This is a genomic window from Sulfitobacter sp. CW3 (assembly GCF_019392245.1).
Classification (GTDB): Bacteria; Pseudomonadota; Alphaproteobacteria; order Rhodobacterales; family Rhodobacteraceae; genus Sulfitobacter.
In genome coordinates this window covers 577,087-593,916 of record NZ_JAHXRL010000003.1, presented here as the reverse complement: position 1 = coordinate 593,916, position 16,830 = coordinate 577,087, and the positions used below count along the sequence as shown (strand labels likewise).

Genomic DNA, 16,830 nt, shown 5'->3' with positions numbered 1-16,830 from the left:
CAAAAGCCAAGACGCCGCTATCTGTCTTGCATGAGCAAAAAACCTGTTCTTAGCTTTACCGAAAACGGCATCTACTGCGCGGCGGGGGATTTTTACATTGATCCGTGGCGGCCGGTGGACCGTGCGTTGATCACGCATGGGCATTCAGACCATGCGCGGTGGGGCATGGGCCTCTATCTGGCCACCCATGCCGCCCTGCCCGTCATGCGCCACCGTCTGGGCGACATCACAGCCGAGGGTATCGCCTACGGCGAAGTCCGAAGGATCGGAGATGCTAATGTGTCGTTTCACCCTGCCGGTCACGTGCCCGGCTCTGCCCAGATACGGGTTGAAGTAGACGGTGAAATCTGGGTCGCCTCCGGCGATTATAAAGTAATCGATGACGGGCTGTCCGAGGCATTCACCCCCATAAAATGCCATCATTTCATCACCGAAAGCACCTTTGGTCTGCCGGTATTCCATTGGGCGGATCAAGCCAGCGTCGCTGCCGAGATCAACAATTGGTGGGCGGGTTGCGCAGCGACCGGTAAAACCGCGTTTTTGGGGGCATATGCCTTGGGCAAGGCGCAGCGGCTGCTGACCATGCTGGACCCGAACATTGGCCCGATCCTGACCCACACCGCGACGGAAAACACCAATCAGGTGATGCGGGACCAGGGGATCAGCCTGCCCGACACGATCCTAGCCAATGCAGACCTGCGGCCCAAGGACCACCCAGGCGCTATTGTACTGGCCCCGCCATCCGCGTTGGGCAGCGCATGGTCGAAGAAGTTTGGCCCGCAGGAAACCGCGTTTGCCAGCGGCTGGATGGCCATTCGCGGCGTCCGGCGGCGGCGTGCGGGGGATCGGGGGTTCGTCATTTCGGATCATGCAGATTGGGATGGATTACTGTCAGTCATCAAACAAACTGAGGCCGAAAATATATACGTCACGCATGGTTATACGGACATCTTCAGCCGATACTTGAATATTAACGGTTGGAACGCGCAGGTGGTGCCGACGCAGTTCGAAGGGGAAAGCCTGGACAAGGGCGCCACAGAATGAAGCGCTTTGCACAACTGTTCGCCACCATCGATCAAAGCACCAAGACCAACGCCAAGGTCGCGGCACTTGCAGCGTATTTCCAGCACGCATCAGATAAAGATCGCTTGTGGACCATCGCGTTGTTCTCTGGTCGGCGGCCTAAGCGCGCAGTCACCACAACCAAGCTGCGGGAATGGGCGGCAGAGCGGGCGGACATCCCGCTGTGGCTGTTCGAGGAAAGTTATTCAATCGTCGGTGATTTGGCGGAAACCATCGCCTTGGTCCTGCCACCAAACACTGGGCAAGACACGCGCACCCTGTCGGAATGGATCGCCGCCCTGCGCGACGTCTACACCCAAGACGAAGACGCGCGCAAAGCATTCGTGCTATCCGCGTGGGACCAGCTTGGCGGGACAGAGCGGTTTATCTTTAACAAGTTGATTACAGGCGGCTTTCGGGTTGGAATCAGCCAGAAACTGATGACCCGCGCACTGGCCCGCGCCACCGACAAACCCGAGGCCGAGCTGGCACATAGGCTGATGGGAAACTGGCACCCTGACGACACCACATGGCACGCTCTCGTCATCGCAGAAGATGCCTCTGCCGACGCCTCACGGCCCTATCCGTTTTATCTGGCTTACGGGCTTGAGGACACGCCGCATGCCCTTGGCGACACGTTAGATTGGCGTGCCGAGTGGAAATGGGACGGCATCCGGGGCCAATTGATCCTGCGTGATGGCCAGTATTTCGTGTGGTCCCGTGGCGAAGAGTTGATGACAGACCGCTTTCCGGAACTGGCCCGCGCCGTCGATTATCTGCCTGATGGCACTGTGCTGGATGGTGAATTGTTGGTCTGGCCATCTGGTCACCCGACCCCGTCCTCGTTCAACGCCCTTCAATCGCGCATTGGCCGCAAAACCGTGCCGAAAAAGCTGCTGACCGAAGCCCCCGTGGTACTGCACGCCTATGATCTGCTGGAATGGCAGGGTCAGGACATGCGCAACACGCCTTTTGCAGACCGGCGGACCCTGCTGGAAAACGCCTGCGCGAACCTGCCCCCTGCGGCCCCCGTGCGCCTGTCGCCACAGCTGCATTTCACGACTTGGGATGATCTGGCCGCGACCCGCACCGACGCCCGCGCGGCCCAAGCCGAAGGGCTGATGCTAAAGCGTGCCGACAGCCCCTATTTGGCCGGGCGGAAAAAGGGCGATTGGTGGAAATGGAAACTGGACCCGCTGACGATTGATGCGGTGATGATCTATGCCCAATCGGGGTCTGGCCGCCGCGCCAATTTGTTTACCGACTTCACGTTTGCGGTCTGGAACGGCAACGATCTGGTCCCCTTTACCAAGGCTTATAGCGGGCTGACCGACGCAGAATTCCGACAAATTACCGCATGGGTGCGGAAAAACACCCTCGAACGGTTCGGCCCCGTGCGCAAAGTTACCCCCCATCACGTGTTTGAAATCGCGTTCGAGGGCATCCAGCGCAGCCCGCGCCATAAATCCGGCGTCGCGTTAAGATTTCCAAGAATGCTGCGCTGGCGGCAGGATAAACCCCTGCAAGAAGCCAACACATTAGCCGATCTAGAAGAGTTATTGCGCATTTACGGCTAATCGCTGGCCTGCCCCGCTTGCTTTGAAGCGGTGGCGCGCATAGGTACTTTACACGTCAAAAAGAGGTATATGATGTTCCAACTGCCCTACCCCGTCCGTGATGCAAATGCTGGTGCTGGCATCTCTCCTTTCGGGAACCTGCCCGAATGGAACCTTGATGATCTGTATACCGGTGAAAACGCCCCCGAGCTTAAGCGCGACCTAGACTGGCTGGAAGAAGCCTGCCGCAGCTTTGCCGCAGACTATGAAGGTATGCTGGCAGACCTGGACGCTGCAGGTTTTCTGGACTGCGTGCTGCGCAATGAAAAAATCACCCAGATTGCCGGGCGCATCATGTCCTTTGCGGGCCTACGCTATTACCAACTGACCACCGATGCGGGCCGGGCCAAATTCATGTCCGACATGCAGGAAAGCATCACGAATTTCACCACACCGCTGGTGTTCTTCACGCTGGAACTGAACCGCCTTGAAGACGACCACCTGAGCAAGCTTTTGGCGCAGAACGCTGATCTGGCGCGCTATAAACCGGTATTTGACCGTATCCGTGCGATGAAAGATCACCAGCTTAGCGACGAGCTGGAAAAATTCCTGCATGATCTGGGGGTCGTCGGGGACGCATGGGAACGCCTGTTTGATGAAACAATCGCGGGTCTTGAATTCGAGGTCGACGGAGAGCCGCTGAACATCGAAGGGGTACTGAACCTGCTGACCGATCCCGGCCGCGAGATTCGCGAAGCCGCCGCCCGCGAGCTGGCCGATGTCTTCCAAAGCAATATCAAAACCTTTGCACGGGTTCACAACACCCAAGCCAAGGAAAAAGAGGTTATCGACCGCTGGCGTGGTATGCCGACCCCGCAGACCGGCCGCCATCTGAGCAACGATGTCGAACCCGAAGTCGTCGAGGCCCTGCGAAACGCCGTCGTCAACGCCTATCCCAAGCTGAGCCACCGGTATTACGAGCTGAAGCGTAAATGGTTGGGGCTGGACGTCATGCAGGTCTGGGACCGCAACGCGCCACTGCCCATGGAAGACCCCAAAATCGTTGATTGGGACCGCGCCCAAAGCATGGTGATGGATGCCTATAATGCATTTGATCCCCGCATGGGCGAAATCGCGGCACCGTTCTTTACCAATGGATGGATCGATGCGGGCGTGAAGCCGGGCAAAGCGCCGGGTGCCTTTGCCCACCCGACCGTGACCAATGTGCACCCCTATGTGATGCTGAACTATCTTGGCAAACCCCGCGACGTGATGACACTGGCGCATGAGCTGGGCCACGGCGTGCATCAAGTTCTGGCTGCCGGTCAGGGCGAAATGCTGTCCTCGACGCCGTTGACCCTGGCGGAAACGGCATCGGTGTTTGGCGAAATGCTGACCTTCCGCAAGATGCTGGACAATGCCAAGACCAAAACCGAGCGCAAAGTTTTGCTGGCGGGCAAGGTCGAGGACATGATCAACACGGTCGTCCGCCAGATCGCGTTCTATGACTTTGAATGCAAACTGCACGACGCACGTCGCGGCGGGGAACTGACCCCCGATGACATCAACGCATTGTGGATGTCGGTGCAAGCCGAAAGCTTGGGGCCAGCGTTCGAGTTCATGGACGGGTATGAGACCTTTTGGGCCTATATCCCCCATTTCGTCCACTCGCCGTTCTATGTCTATGCCTATGCGTTTGGCGACGGGTTGGTGAACGCATTGTACGCGGTATATGCCGAGGGCAAGCCCGGCTTTGAGGACAAGTATTTTGATATGCTGAAGGCTGGTGGCTCAAAGCATCACAAAGAACTGTTGGCCCCGTTCGGGTTGGACGCATCCGACCCTGCGTTCTGGGACAAGGGTCTGTCGATGATTTCGGGCTTCATCGATGAACTGGAAGCGATGGAAGACTAGGCAAGGGGCCGCGCTGAAGAGAAGAATGCCTTCGGCGAGGATTTTTTGCCATTTGGAATTAAAGACGGGCCTTTGAATATTCAGAGGCCCGTTTTTTGTTTTCACTTCAATTGGCTGTCTTTGCTGCCGCGACGGTTGATGCCGCCACGTGTCGCTGGACGGTTGTCGCGTTCATTGACGCAGTCGATGCAGAGTTTGACACCGGGCAACGCCGCGCGGCGCGCTTCGGGGATCGGTTCTTCGCATTCGGCACAGTGGGTGCGGCTTTCGCCCTGCGGCAGTTTGCGCGCCTTGAGCCGGGCCAGTTCATCGTTGATCGACGCCTCGATCTGTTCGCTCACCGCGCCGTCTTTTGCCCAACCTCCGGCCATTTTACGTTTCCTCTCGGATTATCTGGGCCTAGCGTGCTGCATAGGCCATATCAATCATTGCTTGTGTGCCTTTGCTAAATTCGAGCGGGCACGGGTAGGCTTCACCCGTCGTGACCGAGCGGCCAAAGGCTTCGACCTGTTCAATATAATGATTTGTGCCGGGGAAACGTTCCGTGGTTATTGTATTCTTTTCCGTCTCAAGGTGCAGCTCGGCCTGTGAATGAACGGTTGGATTGAACGGGCAGCTTAGGCGCAAGACGCCTTTTTCACCGTGAACGACGATTTCCTGGCGGGGGAACATCCGCATGGACACCGTTGCGGAATAGTCGAAACCGTCAAATGTCGCCGCCACTTGGGCAAATACATCGACGCCGTTTTCATAGTCGATTTTCGCATAAGGGATCGACAGCGGTTCCTGTCCGGTCAAAAACCGCACGGAGCCGAAGGTATAGATGCCAATGTCGGGCAACCCACCGCCGCCCGCTTGGGGTTTGTTACGGATGTTGTCCAGATCCCCGTTATAAAACGAGAATGTCGCGCCGACATGGCGCACACGGCCGATGGCACCCGACGCGATAATATCACGGGCGCGGATCATTTGCGGGTGGTGGACGATCATGAACGCTTCGGCGGCGAGCAAGCCTGACGCGTCACGCGCGGCAATCAGTTCATCGAATTGCGTTGCCTGCATCGTCATCGGTTTTTCACACAGCACGTGTTTTCCGGCCTCAAGCGCCTTGAGGGTCCATTCCACATGCAGGTGGTTGGGCAGCGGAATATAAACCGCGTCGATGCCCGGATCATCCAGCAGCGCGCTATAGTCGGGATACACCTTAATGTCGGGGGCGAAGGCCTTGAAAGGTTCTGCTTTTTGCGGGCTGGACGTCGCAAGCCCGGCAAGCCGTGCACCCTGTGCGGCGTGGATCGCCGGGCCCATTTGCTCGCACGCGAATTTTGAAGCCCCGATGATGCCCCAGTTCAAAGTTTTCATGTCCACCCTCCTGTTTTGGCGCAGTTTAGGCAGGATCTGCGACCAAGACGAGGGCAGAATGAGAAACCCCCGCAATAGCCGGGGCTATGCGGGGGTGGTTTTTCGACACGGATGGGCGCGTTAGGCGTTTGCCATCATTCCCTTTTCGCGGGCCAGTTCGCGCATGCGCTGTTGCAGCTTTTCGAACGCGCGCACTTCGATCTGGCGGATGCGTTCACGGCTGACGTCATACTGGCTGCTAAGGTCCTCGAGTGTGATGGTTTCATCGGACAGACGGCGTTGTGTCAGAATATCCTTTTCGCGGTCATTCAACACATCCAACGCTTCGGCCAGCATCTCGCGGCGGGTTTCCAACTCGTCACGCTCGGCGTAATCGCCAGCTTGGTCGGCGTCTTCATCCTCCAGCCAGTCCTGCCATTGCATGGTGCCCTCGCCCTCGGACCCGACGGTCGCGTTCAGCGAGGCATCGCCCCCCGACATACGACGGTTCATCGAGATCACTTCGGTTTCGGTCACCCCAAGGTCGGTCGCAATGCGGGTCACGTTTTCGGGGCGCATGTCGCCCTCTTCCAACGCACCGATGCGGTTTTTCGCCTTGCGCAGGTTAAAGAACAGTTTCTTCTGGCCCGAGGTCGTGCCCAGTTTGACCAAGCTCCAGGACCGCAGGATATATTCCTGGATCGAGGCGCGGATCCACCACATGGCATAGGTCGCCAGACGGAAGCCTTTTTCGGGATCAAAGCGTTTGACCGCCTGCATCAGACCGACATTGGCCTCCGAGATCACCTCGGCTTGCGGCAAGCCGTAGCCCCGGTAACCCATAGCGATTTTCGCCGCCAAGCGCAGGTGAGATGTTACCATCCTATGCGCGGCTTCGGTGTCTTGCTCTTCGACCCAACGTTTCGCGAGCATGTATTCTTCTTCTGGCTCCAACAGCGGGAATTTGCGGATTTCCTGCATATAGCGGTTCAGACCGCCTTCTGGTGTTGGTGCTGGCAGATTTGCGTAATTAGCCATTTTCGTGTCCCTTTCCCTAATTTTAGGGGCCCATGTTATTGGGCTTAACATAGATATGGAGAGCGCTAACACTGATTTCAAGTGGTCTCTACCGTCAGATTAATAATATGTGGTTAATCTTCATGAAGGAAAGGTTGCTGTGCCGTGCTCACGCGGACGTGCGGTTTGTGACGGATTATGCCTGCTTACGCCTGCGCCAGCCCGACCAATTCCAGCAGCTCCATCATATCGCGCGGCAGAGGGGCCTCGAACCGGACCATTTCGCTGGTCACGGGATGTTCAAACCCCAAAACCGCAGCGTGCAAAGCCTGCCGTGGAAAGGCCCGCACGGCGACGGACGCGATTTCCGGCAAGGCGGCCTTGGGCAGTTTGCGTTTGCCGCCATAGGTTTGATCCCCGACCAACGAATGCCCCGCATGGGCCATATGAACCCTGATCTGATGCGTGCGACCGGTTTCCAGCCAGCATTCCATCAGCGCCAGAACGGGCGGATTGCCAAATCGGTTTATCGTCCGTGCACGCGTGACCGCGTGGCGGCCACCCTGAAACAACACCGCCTGACGTTGCCGATCGGTACGGTGGCGTGCCAGCTGCGTGGTCATCTTGAGGATATTGCCCGGCTCAAAGCTGGCCCCTTTGACGCCACGCAGACGCGGATCATTGGCATCGGGCACACCGTAAACGAGGGCCTGATAATAGCGTTCGACCGTGTGTTTTTCGAACTGTTTGGCAAGCCCGTGATGGGCCGCGTCCGATTTTGCGACCACCAGCAGGCCCGATGTGTCTTTGTCGATGCGGTGCACGATACCGGGGCGTTTCATGCCGCCGACACCAGACAGATCATCGCCACAATGCGCCAGTAACGCGTTAACCAAAGTGCCGGACGGGCTGCCGGGCGCGGGATGTACGACCATGCCCGCGGGTTTATTGATCACGATCAGATCGGAATCCTCGAAGATCACATCAAGCGGGATGGATTCGGGGGCGATATGGCTTTCCTCGGCCTCTTCGACGTCGATGGTGATTTCCTGCCCTTCCATGACGCGCGCACGTGGGTCTGTGACGACAAAGCTGTCAATTTGCACGGCACCATCGGTGATCAGGCGCAGCAAACGGGTGCGCGACAGGTTCGCATCCTCTGGCACATCGCGGGCAAGCGCCTTATCAAGGCGCGGCGGCGGTGTGTCCGCGATGACAAAGCTGATACGGCGGTGCGACATGACTGATCCTTCCGAGCCCCCAAACATAAAGTTCCTGCGGAGACTGGTGACGGTGCTGACCGCCACAATGATTTGCGGCCTTCTAGTCGTGATTGGCCTGCTTGTCATCCGCTTCTCGAGCAAAGCACCAGATTTACCGGATGTGATTGTATTGCCAAACGGTGGAAAGGCGGCGGCATTTACCCAAGGCATGGATTGGTATGCGGTTGTGACACAGGATAATCAGATTTTGATCTTCGACCGGACAAGCGGCGCTTTGCGCCAAACAGTCGATATCGAATAGCGATTTTCCCCTAGGATAGCGGTTTATCTGAATGGGGGGGGTGATGGTACCACCTCCTGGTCTCGAACCAGGGACCTCCTGATCCACAATCAGGCGCTCTAACCAACTGAGCTAAGGCGGCACTTGCGCCGATCTAACGTCCAAGCAAAAAGATTGCAATACCCTAAGACGCCCGAATTTAAATTGTTCGCCACATCGGCATGTTTGGTCAAACTTGCCTTTCATCTGCGCCCGCGCTAACGCTGGCGACATCATTTCGGAGGGACCTATGGGTATCGACACTGAACGCGACATCGAAGCAAACCTGCAAATCGGCCCGACCGATGCGGGCATGGTCCGGCTTTTTGTCGAGGCCGAAGGTGGCATTGAGATTCCGATGGATTTCACGCCTGACGAGGCCGTCGAGATCGCCGAAGAGATCATGGCAGCGGCCCACCGCGCAGGTAAAGCCGGCAAGAAAAAGCGCTAAGCGCTTTGACGTGGGGATAAAGGGGGCCAGCCCCCACCGCGCCAAGGCGCGGCCCCCCGGGATTTAGATCCATTTGGAAATAACAAATCAGTCCCAGTGCGGGGTCATGTGCGGATCGCGCAAATGATGGAGCCTGCGCGCTGCGTGGGTTGCAAATTTAAGGGTCATGGCCTTGCGGCGGGCAGCGGCAAGGCGGGTTTCCTCGCCCATACGCAACACTTCGGCACCGTAGCCATCGGCGATAATCAGGCCTGAATGATCCGGCAGCAGGTCTGTGTCGAAATCCGCGTCAACGGCCCAGAAAAAGCGGTCTGCCCACTCAAGATAGCCCTGCCATTTACTATCGGTCATGAAATCAGCGCGGCTTGATTTGCATTCGACGATCCAGATGTCGCCCTTGGGGCCAAGGGCCATCACATCGACGCGCAAGCCGCGGGTCGGGACAAGTTCCTCGACGCAGACAAAGCCAAGGGCGGACAGGTGGCGCGCCACGCCACGTGCCAGAATTTGACCGGGCTGAAGTTGTTTAGAGTCGTCAAGCATCATGGCCGCAACTATGAACAATAGGTGAACATGAGGCAAGGCCTGACCTTGCGGCTTGGTAATCCTGGTCCGACGCCCTATCTTTGGAGCCTGTGATAAGGGGGCGATCCATGGCAGATGAAACATCCCATACGTCGGGCAACCAGCGCGGGGCGCGCTATGCCCTTGAGCTTGAGGGGCATCTGAGTTGGCTGGATACATTTTCTGGCACGGCCTTGGGGGTTCTGGCCGTCGCGTCCGGGATTTATACCTATCTTGGGGTCTCGTCCTTGCTGGATGACAATGGCGCGATGTCGGCCTTTGCGGCGATTGCCTATTCGATCGCGGTATCTGTGGGCATCTTTGTGTTCTGGTCCTACATGCTGCGTCTGTTCCCCGCCGTGCGCGGCGCGCGGGCGCGTGTCGGGTTGTTGGGGGCCATGGGGCTGGGGTCATTCGCGATCATCGCGATGTCCAGTTGGCTGAACGCGGCGGCGCTTGCGGGATCGGCGGCGGTTGAGCAGCATCTGGCCGTCACGGTTCAGGAATATCAGGGATCGCTGGAGCGCGCCCACGAGATTGCCCTGTCGGCCCAAGGGTTAGAGCGCGACGTGACCCGTGTGCGCCAAAGTTTCGAAGATCTGAGCGAACAGGAAGCCAGCGGCGGGCTATCCGGCCTAGCCGGGCGCGGCGCTGTGTTTCGCGTGCTGCGGCAGAAATCATCGGAACTGGCAGGGCTTGAGGCACAGATCGCCACGCAAACTCCGTTGGTCGAAGCCGCCTTTGCCGAAGGTAACCAATTGCTAAGCCGGATGCGCGCCCTGACGGTTGAGCCCGGCCCCGTCGAGGCACGTTCCGTCGAGTTTTCAGAACAGGCCGTGCGGCTTGCAGGTTTGATCACACAATTGCGCCAGCTTTCCGTCGCCTCATTGGTAGAGCGTGCAGCGCAGGATTTGTCGGCCTCGGTTGTGCTGCCCGAACTTGACGGCAGTTCGGAAGAACAGCGCGGCAATCAGGCCTCGACCATCACATCGGTGCTTGAGGTACTGGCCCAACGTGCGACAACGCTGGAACGTGCGGCCCAAGCCGTGCTGGCCATGCCACCGCCGACCGAGACCACATATACCCCGATATCCAGCGCCGATGCGGTGATCAAATACGCGCGCAACTTTGTGCCATCCTGGGCCGGGGCCATCGCGATTGATCTGTTGCCCGCCGTGTTGGTGTTCATCCTTGCCATCACCCAAAACGCAATCCGCGAAGGGCGCGAAGGCACGTCGATCGAGGAAACCCTGACGCTGGCCGAACTGCGGGCTGCCGTGAACGCCATGCGTGATGTCGAAGCGTCGATGAAAGGGGCGGTGGAGATCGCCGAGGCCACCACCGAAAGCCCGCCGCGCGTCACCCCGTTGAAATCATCATGAGCGACACGGTAAACACGCCCAAACGCAACCCGATTGGCAGGGTGCTGATGTGGGTGCTGATCTTTCAACTGGGGCTCGCTGTGCTGCTGTTTTGGGGCGATTTGCGTGACGGGTTGCGCCTGCCCGGCTTTGGTCCCCGCGCGCCAGAGCTGACCGAACCCGTGCGCCCCGGTGACCAAACACGGCGCTTTCGCCCCGACCGCGCCCCGCCCGGCGGCCAGCCCATGCCATCATCGCCCCTGCCCGACCGGTTAACGCTGACCGTGGTTGAAGGCGGACAAAGGGCGCTGCTGGAAGGCGGCATCGTGCCGGGCGACGCCGAACGGATCGAGAAACAATTGGCCGAGCTTGACCCGAAACCCCAAGGCGTGATCCTGAACTCCCCCGGCGGATCGGTGCAAGACGCGCTATTGCTGGGCCGCTATCTGCGCGATGCCGATCTGACAACGGCATTGCGGTCTGGCGATATCTGTTATTCCGCCTGCCCCTATTTGCTGGCCGCCGGCACCAATCGCACCATCCCCGATGATGCCTCAGTGGGTGTTCACCAACATTATTTCGGGGAAAGTACGCTGTTGCCTGCCTTTGTCGCGGTCGAAGACATTCAGCGGGGTCAGGGGGAGGTCATGGCATATCTGGATGACATGGGCATCGATCCGCTGGTCATGCAGCATGCATTGGTCACACCGCCCGATGAAATCTATGTGCTGCTGCCGCAGGAGCTGGAACGCTACCGTTTTATAGAAAAACCGAGCGGCAGCTAAGATAGCCCCTTGTCGCGGGGCCAGCGCAGGCCTACCTGTTGGCTGTGACGGTTCTGCCCTGTTTGTAAAAGTTACATTCCAGTGGCCTTAAGCAAATCCGAGGGAGCTGGCTCTGTTCGAACCCTGGTTCTTTTACCTGGCGCCCACCTGTACATACAGGTCCTCGGGAATATACAACGGTACGGCAGTGGTGGTTCCGTCACACTTTGCAAGCGCCTGAAACCAGCGCCTGCACCTGATACCCGAAAATTAATTCAGAATGCGTCGGGACGGGATTCGCGGGCCATGTGATCCAGAACCGCGTTCACGAATTTCGGCTCGTCGCTGCCTTCAAAGAACGCGCGTGCGACGTCTACGTATTCGGTGATCACGACCTTTGGCGGTGTGTCCTGATCGCGCAATTCAGCACCCGCTGCACGGAACAGGGCACGCAAGGTCGGGTCGATGCGGGCAATCGGCCATTTCGCAACCAAGGCGCGGTCGGTCATCTGGTCAATCGCGGCTTGGTCGTTCACAGCCGTCTCAAGCACCTGAGAGAAATGACGAATATCGCCGTCAATCATTTCCTCGCCGTCATAGGTGGCCCCGAACCGGTGGTTCAGGAACTCTACCTTCACGGTGTCATAGCTTTGCGATGAATGTTCCATCTGGAACAGCGCCTGCACCGCGTAAAGCCGCGAGGCTGATTTCATCTTGCGTTTTTGATTGCCCGAAAGGCCGGCGGTGGGTGTCATGCTGTCTTGGGTCCGTCATTGTCGCCCGCCATCAGATATTCATCCGAGCGGGGCTTGAAACCGATGTCTTTGCGAATTTCGCCCCACTTACGGGCGAGCGCGATCAGATGCAAGGCCGCAGCAGCAGCGCCGCCGCCCTTGTTTTGCCCGGCAGGATCGGCACGGACCGCCGCCTGTTCGTGATTTTCCACGGTCAGGATGCCGTTGCCGATGCACAGCCCCTGCAAGCCCAGCAATTGCAGCGCACGGCTGCTGTCATTGCACACGGTCTCGTAATGGGTTGTTTCCCCACGGATCACACAGCCCAACGCGACATAGCCGTCAAAGTTGCTTTTGCGGTCCGAAATGCCGATGGCCGTCGGAATCTCCAACGCACCGGGCATTTCAACCACGTCCCATTCAACGCCCGCAGCTTCCAATTCGGCTTTGGCCCCTTTTAACAATCCATCCGCGATGTCGGAATAATAGGGCGACAAGACGATCAAAACCTTAACGGGTTTGTCGAACTGCGGCGTGACCAATGTGGTGTGATTTGTAGCAGCCATTGGGATTACTCCGTTGTGATGGGGCGCGTGCCCACGATGCTAAGGCCGTAGGCGTCCAGACCAAGATAGCGTGTTTCAGGATTATCCGTCAGCAAAACCAGTTCGTGCAGGCCAAGCGTTGCCATAATCTGCGACCCTAGACCCGTGCGTTTGATGGTGCGCGGGCGCTCGTCTTCCTCGTCCTCGAACCGCAGGCGCGGATCGGGGTCGCGGAACAACAGCACGGCACCGCGCCCCTCGTCTGCGATGATCTGCATGGCGCGGGGCAATTCGTCTGCGGGGCTGGGACCAAGGCCCAAAATATCTTCCAACGCGTTGATGGCGTGGGTGCGCACCAACACAGGCGCGTCCGTGGTCAAATCGCCCTTGGACAATACCACGTGATCGGTGCCGCTGATCTCGTCGGTAAAGATCTGCATCTTCCAGTCGCCGCCATAGGCCGATGTCACCGTGCGGCTTGTGCGCTCGACCAACAGGTTGTCGTGCTTGTGACGGTAGGCAATCAAATCGCTGATCGTGCCCATCTTCATGTCGTGCTCTTTGCAGAACTCAACCAGATCTGGCAACCGCGCCATGGTGCCGTCTTCCTTCATGATCTCGCAGATCACGCCCGAGGGGTGCAAACCCGCAAGCCGCGAAATATCCACCGCAGCCTCTGTATGGCCGGCACGTACCAGCACGCCACCATCACGGGCGCGCAGGGGGAACACATGTCCCGGTGTGGCGATATCTGCGGGGCCGATGTCTTCGTCAATTGCCGCCTGCACGGTCAGCGCACGGTCGGCTGCGGAAATGCCGGTCGTCACGCCTTCGCGGGCCTCAATGGACACCGTAAATGCGGTCTCGTGGCGGGCCGAGTTATTGACCGCCATCATCGGCAATCCCAACTTATCCACCCGCTGTTCGGTCAGGGGCAAACAAATCAATCCGCGCCCGTGGGTGGCCATAAAGTTGATTGCAACCGCATCGGCAAACTGCGCGGGGATCACCAGATCGCCCTCGTTTTCGCGGTCCTCATGATCGACCAGCACAAACATACGACCCTGCCGGGCCTCTTCGATGATCTCTTCAATAGGAGAGATGGCCGATGACAATTCAGTTTCAACCGGGCCGGGCGTTTCAAATTGCATGGGGCATTCCTCTTGTGTCACGTGATCTGGCACATAGCCCACCATGCACCACTTTGCCAGAGCAGGCACACCAACGCCCCTACTTCATTTTGCCAAATAAACTCGATTCCGCGGCGTCATTTGCGCGCAGGTGCCCGCGTTAGGCCCCTGCCCCGAAATACCGCCCCGCGGCAAGATATCCCGCAGCTTTGCTTGCGGCGGACCAGTCGCGTTCAATCGCGGTGTCGCCGATAATCAATACCTGATCCCCAGCCAGCTTGCGGCCCTGCACCGCACCGGTCAGATGATCGCGCATATCAGACCAGCTGTCGGTGAACTTGGGGGCCTGATCGACAAAATCCAACGCGGGGTTGGCCGCGCCGATCCGTGCCGGAACCAGCGGACGATGCACCAGCGCCAGTTTCTGCGCGCCTTGAACGGCCGTCAACACATCGGCCTGACGTACCGGCATTTGCGGCGCATCCGCGCGCACCACCCGCAGCGCATTGTTCGAGAATAGCAACGCCAGAATATCACGCCCCGTGGCCTGACGGATTGCGGCATATGCCTTGTAATCCAGCCCCAACTCGCGTGCCCGTTTGACGCGCATCTTGACCACCATCAGCGGGATCGTCTTTGGCATCGCCGCTTCGCGCGCTTTTTGCCATTGGAAGCTGCGCCATTTATGGCCGGTTTCCATGCTGGGGCCGTTGTTATGGCCGATGCCCGCGCTCATGACATTTCTGCCAGCCGCGCGACGTACCGCGCCAATGTATCAATCTCGAGGTTGATGCGGTCCCCGACCGCTACATCGCCCCATGTCGTTACTTCTTTGGTATGGGGGATAAAGTTGATGCCGAAATCACAACCGTTCACCTCATTCACGGTCAGTGACGTGCCATTCAGCGCAACCGATCCTTTGGGCGCGATAAACCGTGCAAGCGCCAGCGGCGCACGCAGGGTAACGCGGGTACTGTCGCCGTCATCCTGCATCGCGATCACCTCGGCCACGCCATCAACATGGCCCGATACGATGTGCCCGCCCAGTTCATCCCCGACCTTAAGCGCCCGCTCAAGATTCAGCCGTCGCCCCGGCGTCCAGTCGCCAAGGTTGGTTTTCTCGACGGTTTCGGCGCTGATTTGTACCTCGTACCAATTGGGCCCCAGATCCACGACAGTCAGGCAGACGCCATCGCTGGCGATGGACGCGCCCATATCGATCCGGCTTGTATCATATCCGGTCTCGATGCGCGCACGCAGGTCACCTTCTTGTACAAGCGTTGCGATTTTCCCGACGTCTGTGATAATTCCTGTAAACATACGCAGCCCTTTATCTATCCCCCAAGGAGTTAGCCCCCCGCCCCGATCATGACAAGTCCGCAACAGTGCCCCATTTTAGCCCTAATTGAGTGGATATACCTTTGTTAACCATATTGAACCGAAAGCCATAGATGAACTCCGCCCCTTCAGATCATAGGGTTTTCTTGTTTTTGCAAGGTCCCCATGGCCCCTTCTTTAACAGGTTGGGTAAAATGCTCCGGCTTGCCGGGTCTGAGGTGTGGCGCGTAGGTTTTAACGCAGGCGACCGGGCATTCTGGTTTCATCCGGCCAGCTATATCCCGTTTCGGGGTAAGGCGGACGCTTGGAAAGACACCTTTGTTGGACTGCTCGCCGACAAAGGTGTCACTGATATTGTGCTGTATGGCGACACGCGCCCGATCCACGCGCAGGCGGTGGCCGAAGCCAAAGCCCGTGGCCTGACCGTGCATGTGTTCGAGGAAGGCTATATGCGGCCCTACTGGGTCACCTACGAGCGCGGCGGGTCAAACGGCAATTCCCGGCTGATGGATATGACCATCGACCAAATGCAAGCGGCACTGGCCAATTCCGACATGGAGGCCCCCTTGCCCCCCGGTCACTGGGGCGACATGCGCCAGCATGTGTTCTATGGCGCGCTGTATCATTGGTTTATCCTTGCCCGGAACGGCGATTATCGCAATTTCCGCCCCCACCGCAACATCCCTGTGACCAAAGAATTCGGGCTGTATATCAAGCGTTTGTTGTTGATGCCCCTGTTAGCCTTGGACCGGTTGATCGCGACAATGCGCGTTCGGTTGGGGGGATTCCCCTATCATCTGGCCTTGTTGCAGCTGGAACATGACAGCTCGTTTCAAGAACATTCCAAGTTCGATACGATGTCGGATTTCCTGCGTCTCGTGCTTGAAGGGTTTGCAAGCGGCGCGCCGCGCCATCACCATCTGGTGGTCAAGGCACACCCGCTGGAAGACGGCCGCGCGCCCGTGCGCCGCGACCTCAAACGCATTGCCAGCGAATTGGGTGTGTCTGACCGCGTGCATTACGTGCGCGGCGGCAAGCTGGCGCAGCTTTTGAACGATGCGCGCACTGCCGTGACGGTGAATTCAACCGCGGGCCAGCAAGTGCTCTGGCGCGGTATCCCGCTCAAGGTGTTTGGCCGCGCCGTTTATTCCAAGCCCGAATTCGTATCCGATCAACCGTTGACGGAATTTTTTGCAGCGGCCGCCCGCCCGGACAACAAGGCCTACAAGGACTACCGTCGCTATCTGCTTGAGACGTCGCAGCTGCCCGGTGGGTTCTATGCCACCCGAGGGCGGACCCAGTTATTACGCCAAGTGGTGGATATGATGCTGGCCGATCATGACCCCTATGAGGCCCTTGAACGGGGCACCGCGGCCCCCCGGCAACAGTTACGCGCTGTAACTTAGGCCAATCCCTTACAAACAGTAGATTTTTGATCTGAACTGCGATAGGTTGTCCCAAATTACGTCGAAACAATCGGCGATCTTGAGGCAGAATTTGAATAGGTCGAG

At 58.4% G+C, this 16,830-nt stretch carries 18 protein-coding genes, 1 tRNA gene and 1 other RNA gene; 9 read left to right on the top strand and 11 right to left on the bottom strand.

From position 1 onward, the window contains the following. Positions 1 to 30 precede the first annotated feature (30 nt). The 3 genes from KZZ06_RS09860 to KZZ06_RS09850 all read left to right on the top strand — a co-directional run bounded on the left by KZZ06_RS09860 (position 31) and on the right by KZZ06_RS09850 (position 4,532). Complete coding sequence (locus KZZ06_RS09860; protein ID WP_219579851.1) at positions 31 to 1,044, top strand: ligase-associated DNA damage response exonuclease; 1,014 nt, start codon at positions 31 to 33, stop codon at positions 1,042 to 1,044. Then, positions 1,041 to 2,639 (top strand): ATP-dependent DNA ligase, encoded by a 1,599-nt coding sequence (locus KZZ06_RS09855; RefSeq protein ID WP_219579850.1) that lies wholly within the window; start codon positions 1,041 to 1,043, stop codon positions 2,637 to 2,639. The genes KZZ06_RS09860 and KZZ06_RS09855 overlap by 4 nt, the downstream gene beginning before the upstream one ends. Positions 2,640 to 2,711: 72 nt before the next feature. Beyond that, positions 2,712 to 4,532, top strand: a complete 1,821-nt coding sequence (locus KZZ06_RS09850) for a M3 family oligoendopeptidase (protein ID WP_219579917.1) — start codon at positions 2,712 to 2,714, stop codon at positions 4,530 to 4,532. A gap of 101 nt (positions 4,533 to 4,633) precedes the next feature. Here the strand turns inward: KZZ06_RS09850 and KZZ06_RS09845 are convergent, their stop codons facing one another. The 4 genes from KZZ06_RS09845 to KZZ06_RS09830 form a co-directional block, all read right to left on the bottom strand. After that, positions 4,634 to 4,903: a DksA/TraR family C4-type zinc finger protein gene (locus KZZ06_RS09845; RefSeq protein ID WP_219579849.1), complete on the bottom strand. Its 270-nt coding sequence runs from the start codon at positions 4,901 to 4,903 to the stop codon at positions 4,634 to 4,636. A gap of 28 nt (positions 4,904 to 4,931) precedes the next feature. Next, entirely contained in the window at positions 4,932 to 5,894 is a 963-nt protein-coding gene (locus KZZ06_RS09840; RefSeq protein ID WP_219579848.1) for a Gfo/Idh/MocA family protein, read from the bottom strand. Between the two features lie 120 nt (positions 5,895 to 6,014). After that, positions 6,015 to 6,911 (bottom strand): RNA polymerase sigma factor RpoH, encoded by an 897-nt coding sequence (rpoH, locus tag KZZ06_RS09835; protein WP_219579847.1) that lies wholly within the window; start codon positions 6,909 to 6,911, stop codon positions 6,015 to 6,017. Between the two features lie 185 nt (positions 6,912 to 7,096). Further along, positions 7,097 to 8,131, bottom strand: a complete 1,035-nt coding sequence (locus KZZ06_RS09830; protein WP_219579846.1) for an RluA family pseudouridine synthase — start codon at positions 8,129 to 8,131, stop codon at positions 7,097 to 7,099. Here KZZ06_RS09830 and KZZ06_RS09825 point away from each other — a divergent pair. Beyond that, a complete protein-coding gene (locus KZZ06_RS09825) occupies positions 8,130 to 8,414 on the top strand; it encodes a DUF6476 family protein (RefSeq protein ID WP_219579845.1) in 285 nt (94 codons plus the stop codon). The two genes, KZZ06_RS09830 and KZZ06_RS09825, sit on opposite strands and share 2 nt — an antisense overlap. Before the next feature lie 44 nt (positions 8,415 to 8,458). Here KZZ06_RS09825 and KZZ06_RS09820 read toward each other — a convergent pair. Further along, positions 8,459 to 8,535: transfer RNA gene (locus tag KZZ06_RS09820), tRNA-His, on the bottom strand. Positions 8,536 to 8,682: 147 nt separating this feature from the next. Between KZZ06_RS09820 and KZZ06_RS09815 the strand changes: the two genes are divergently transcribed. Then, the gene (locus KZZ06_RS09815) at positions 8,683 to 8,883 is read left to right on the top strand and encodes a DUF6324 family protein (RefSeq protein WP_093915779.1); all 201 of its coding nucleotides are present in this window, start codon (positions 8,683 to 8,685) and stop codon (positions 8,881 to 8,883) included. An 87-nt stretch (positions 8,884 to 8,970) separates the two neighbouring features. Here the strand turns inward: KZZ06_RS09815 and KZZ06_RS09810 are convergent, their stop codons facing one another. Further along, positions 8,971 to 9,429, bottom strand: a complete 459-nt coding sequence (locus KZZ06_RS09810) for an MmcB family DNA repair protein (RefSeq protein ID WP_219579844.1) — start codon at positions 9,427 to 9,429, stop codon at positions 8,971 to 8,973. A 107-nt stretch (positions 9,430 to 9,536) separates the two neighbouring features. Here KZZ06_RS09810 and KZZ06_RS09805 point away from each other — a divergent pair, with 107 nt between their 5' ends. The 3 genes from KZZ06_RS09805 (at position 9,537) to ssrS (ending at position 11,794) form a co-directional block, all read left to right on the top strand. Next, positions 9,537 to 10,829 carry a hypothetical protein gene (locus KZZ06_RS09805; RefSeq protein WP_219579843.1) on the top strand — a complete coding sequence of 431 codons (1,293 nt, stop codon included), beginning with the start codon at positions 9,537 to 9,539 and terminating at the stop codon, positions 10,827 to 10,829. Next, positions 10,826 to 11,593 carry a hypothetical protein gene (locus KZZ06_RS09800; RefSeq protein ID WP_219579842.1) on the top strand — a complete coding sequence of 256 codons (768 nt, stop codon included), beginning with the start codon at positions 10,826 to 10,828 and terminating at the stop codon, positions 11,591 to 11,593. Before KZZ06_RS09805 ends, KZZ06_RS09800 begins: the two co-directional genes overlap by 4 nt. Positions 11,594 to 11,640: 47 nt before the next feature. Further along, a non-coding RNA gene (ssrS, locus tag KZZ06_RS09795) (6S RNA) lies at positions 11,641 to 11,794 on the top strand. A gap of 53 nt (positions 11,795 to 11,847) precedes the next feature. Here the strand turns inward: ssrS and nusB are convergent. The 5 genes from nusB to KZZ06_RS09770 form a co-directional block, all read right to left on the bottom strand. After that, complete coding sequence (gene nusB, locus KZZ06_RS09790; RefSeq protein ID WP_219579841.1) at positions 11,848 to 12,327, bottom strand: transcription antitermination factor NusB; 480 nt, start codon at positions 12,325 to 12,327, stop codon at positions 11,848 to 11,850. After that, a complete protein-coding gene (locus tag KZZ06_RS09785) occupies positions 12,324 to 12,872 on the bottom strand; it encodes a 6,7-dimethyl-8-ribityllumazine synthase (protein ID WP_219579840.1) in 549 nt (182 codons plus the stop codon). The genes nusB and KZZ06_RS09785 overlap by 4 nt, the downstream gene beginning before the upstream one ends. Before the next feature lie 5 nt (positions 12,873 to 12,877). After that, positions 12,878 to 14,002: a 3,4-dihydroxy-2-butanone-4-phosphate synthase gene (gene ribB, locus KZZ06_RS09780; protein ID WP_219579839.1), complete on the bottom strand. Its 1,125-nt coding sequence runs from the start codon at positions 14,000 to 14,002 to the stop codon at positions 12,878 to 12,880. A 139-nt stretch (positions 14,003 to 14,141) separates the two neighbouring features. Next, positions 14,142 to 14,717, bottom strand: coding sequence for a hypothetical protein (locus KZZ06_RS09775; RefSeq protein ID WP_219579838.1), 576 nt, complete (start codon positions 14,715 to 14,717; stop codon positions 14,142 to 14,144). After that, positions 14,714 to 15,301: a riboflavin synthase gene (locus KZZ06_RS09770; protein WP_219579837.1), complete on the bottom strand. Its 588-nt coding sequence runs from the start codon at positions 15,299 to 15,301 to the stop codon at positions 14,714 to 14,716. Before KZZ06_RS09770 ends, KZZ06_RS09775 begins: the two co-directional genes overlap by 4 nt. 131 nt (positions 15,302 to 15,432) lie before the next feature. On the opposite strand from KZZ06_RS09770, the gene KZZ06_RS09765 reads away from it, so the two are divergent. Further along, a complete protein-coding gene (locus KZZ06_RS09765; protein WP_219579836.1) occupies positions 15,433 to 16,725 on the top strand; it encodes a capsule biosynthesis protein in 1,293 nt (430 codons plus the stop codon). Positions 16,726 to 16,830: the final 105 nt, after the last annotated feature.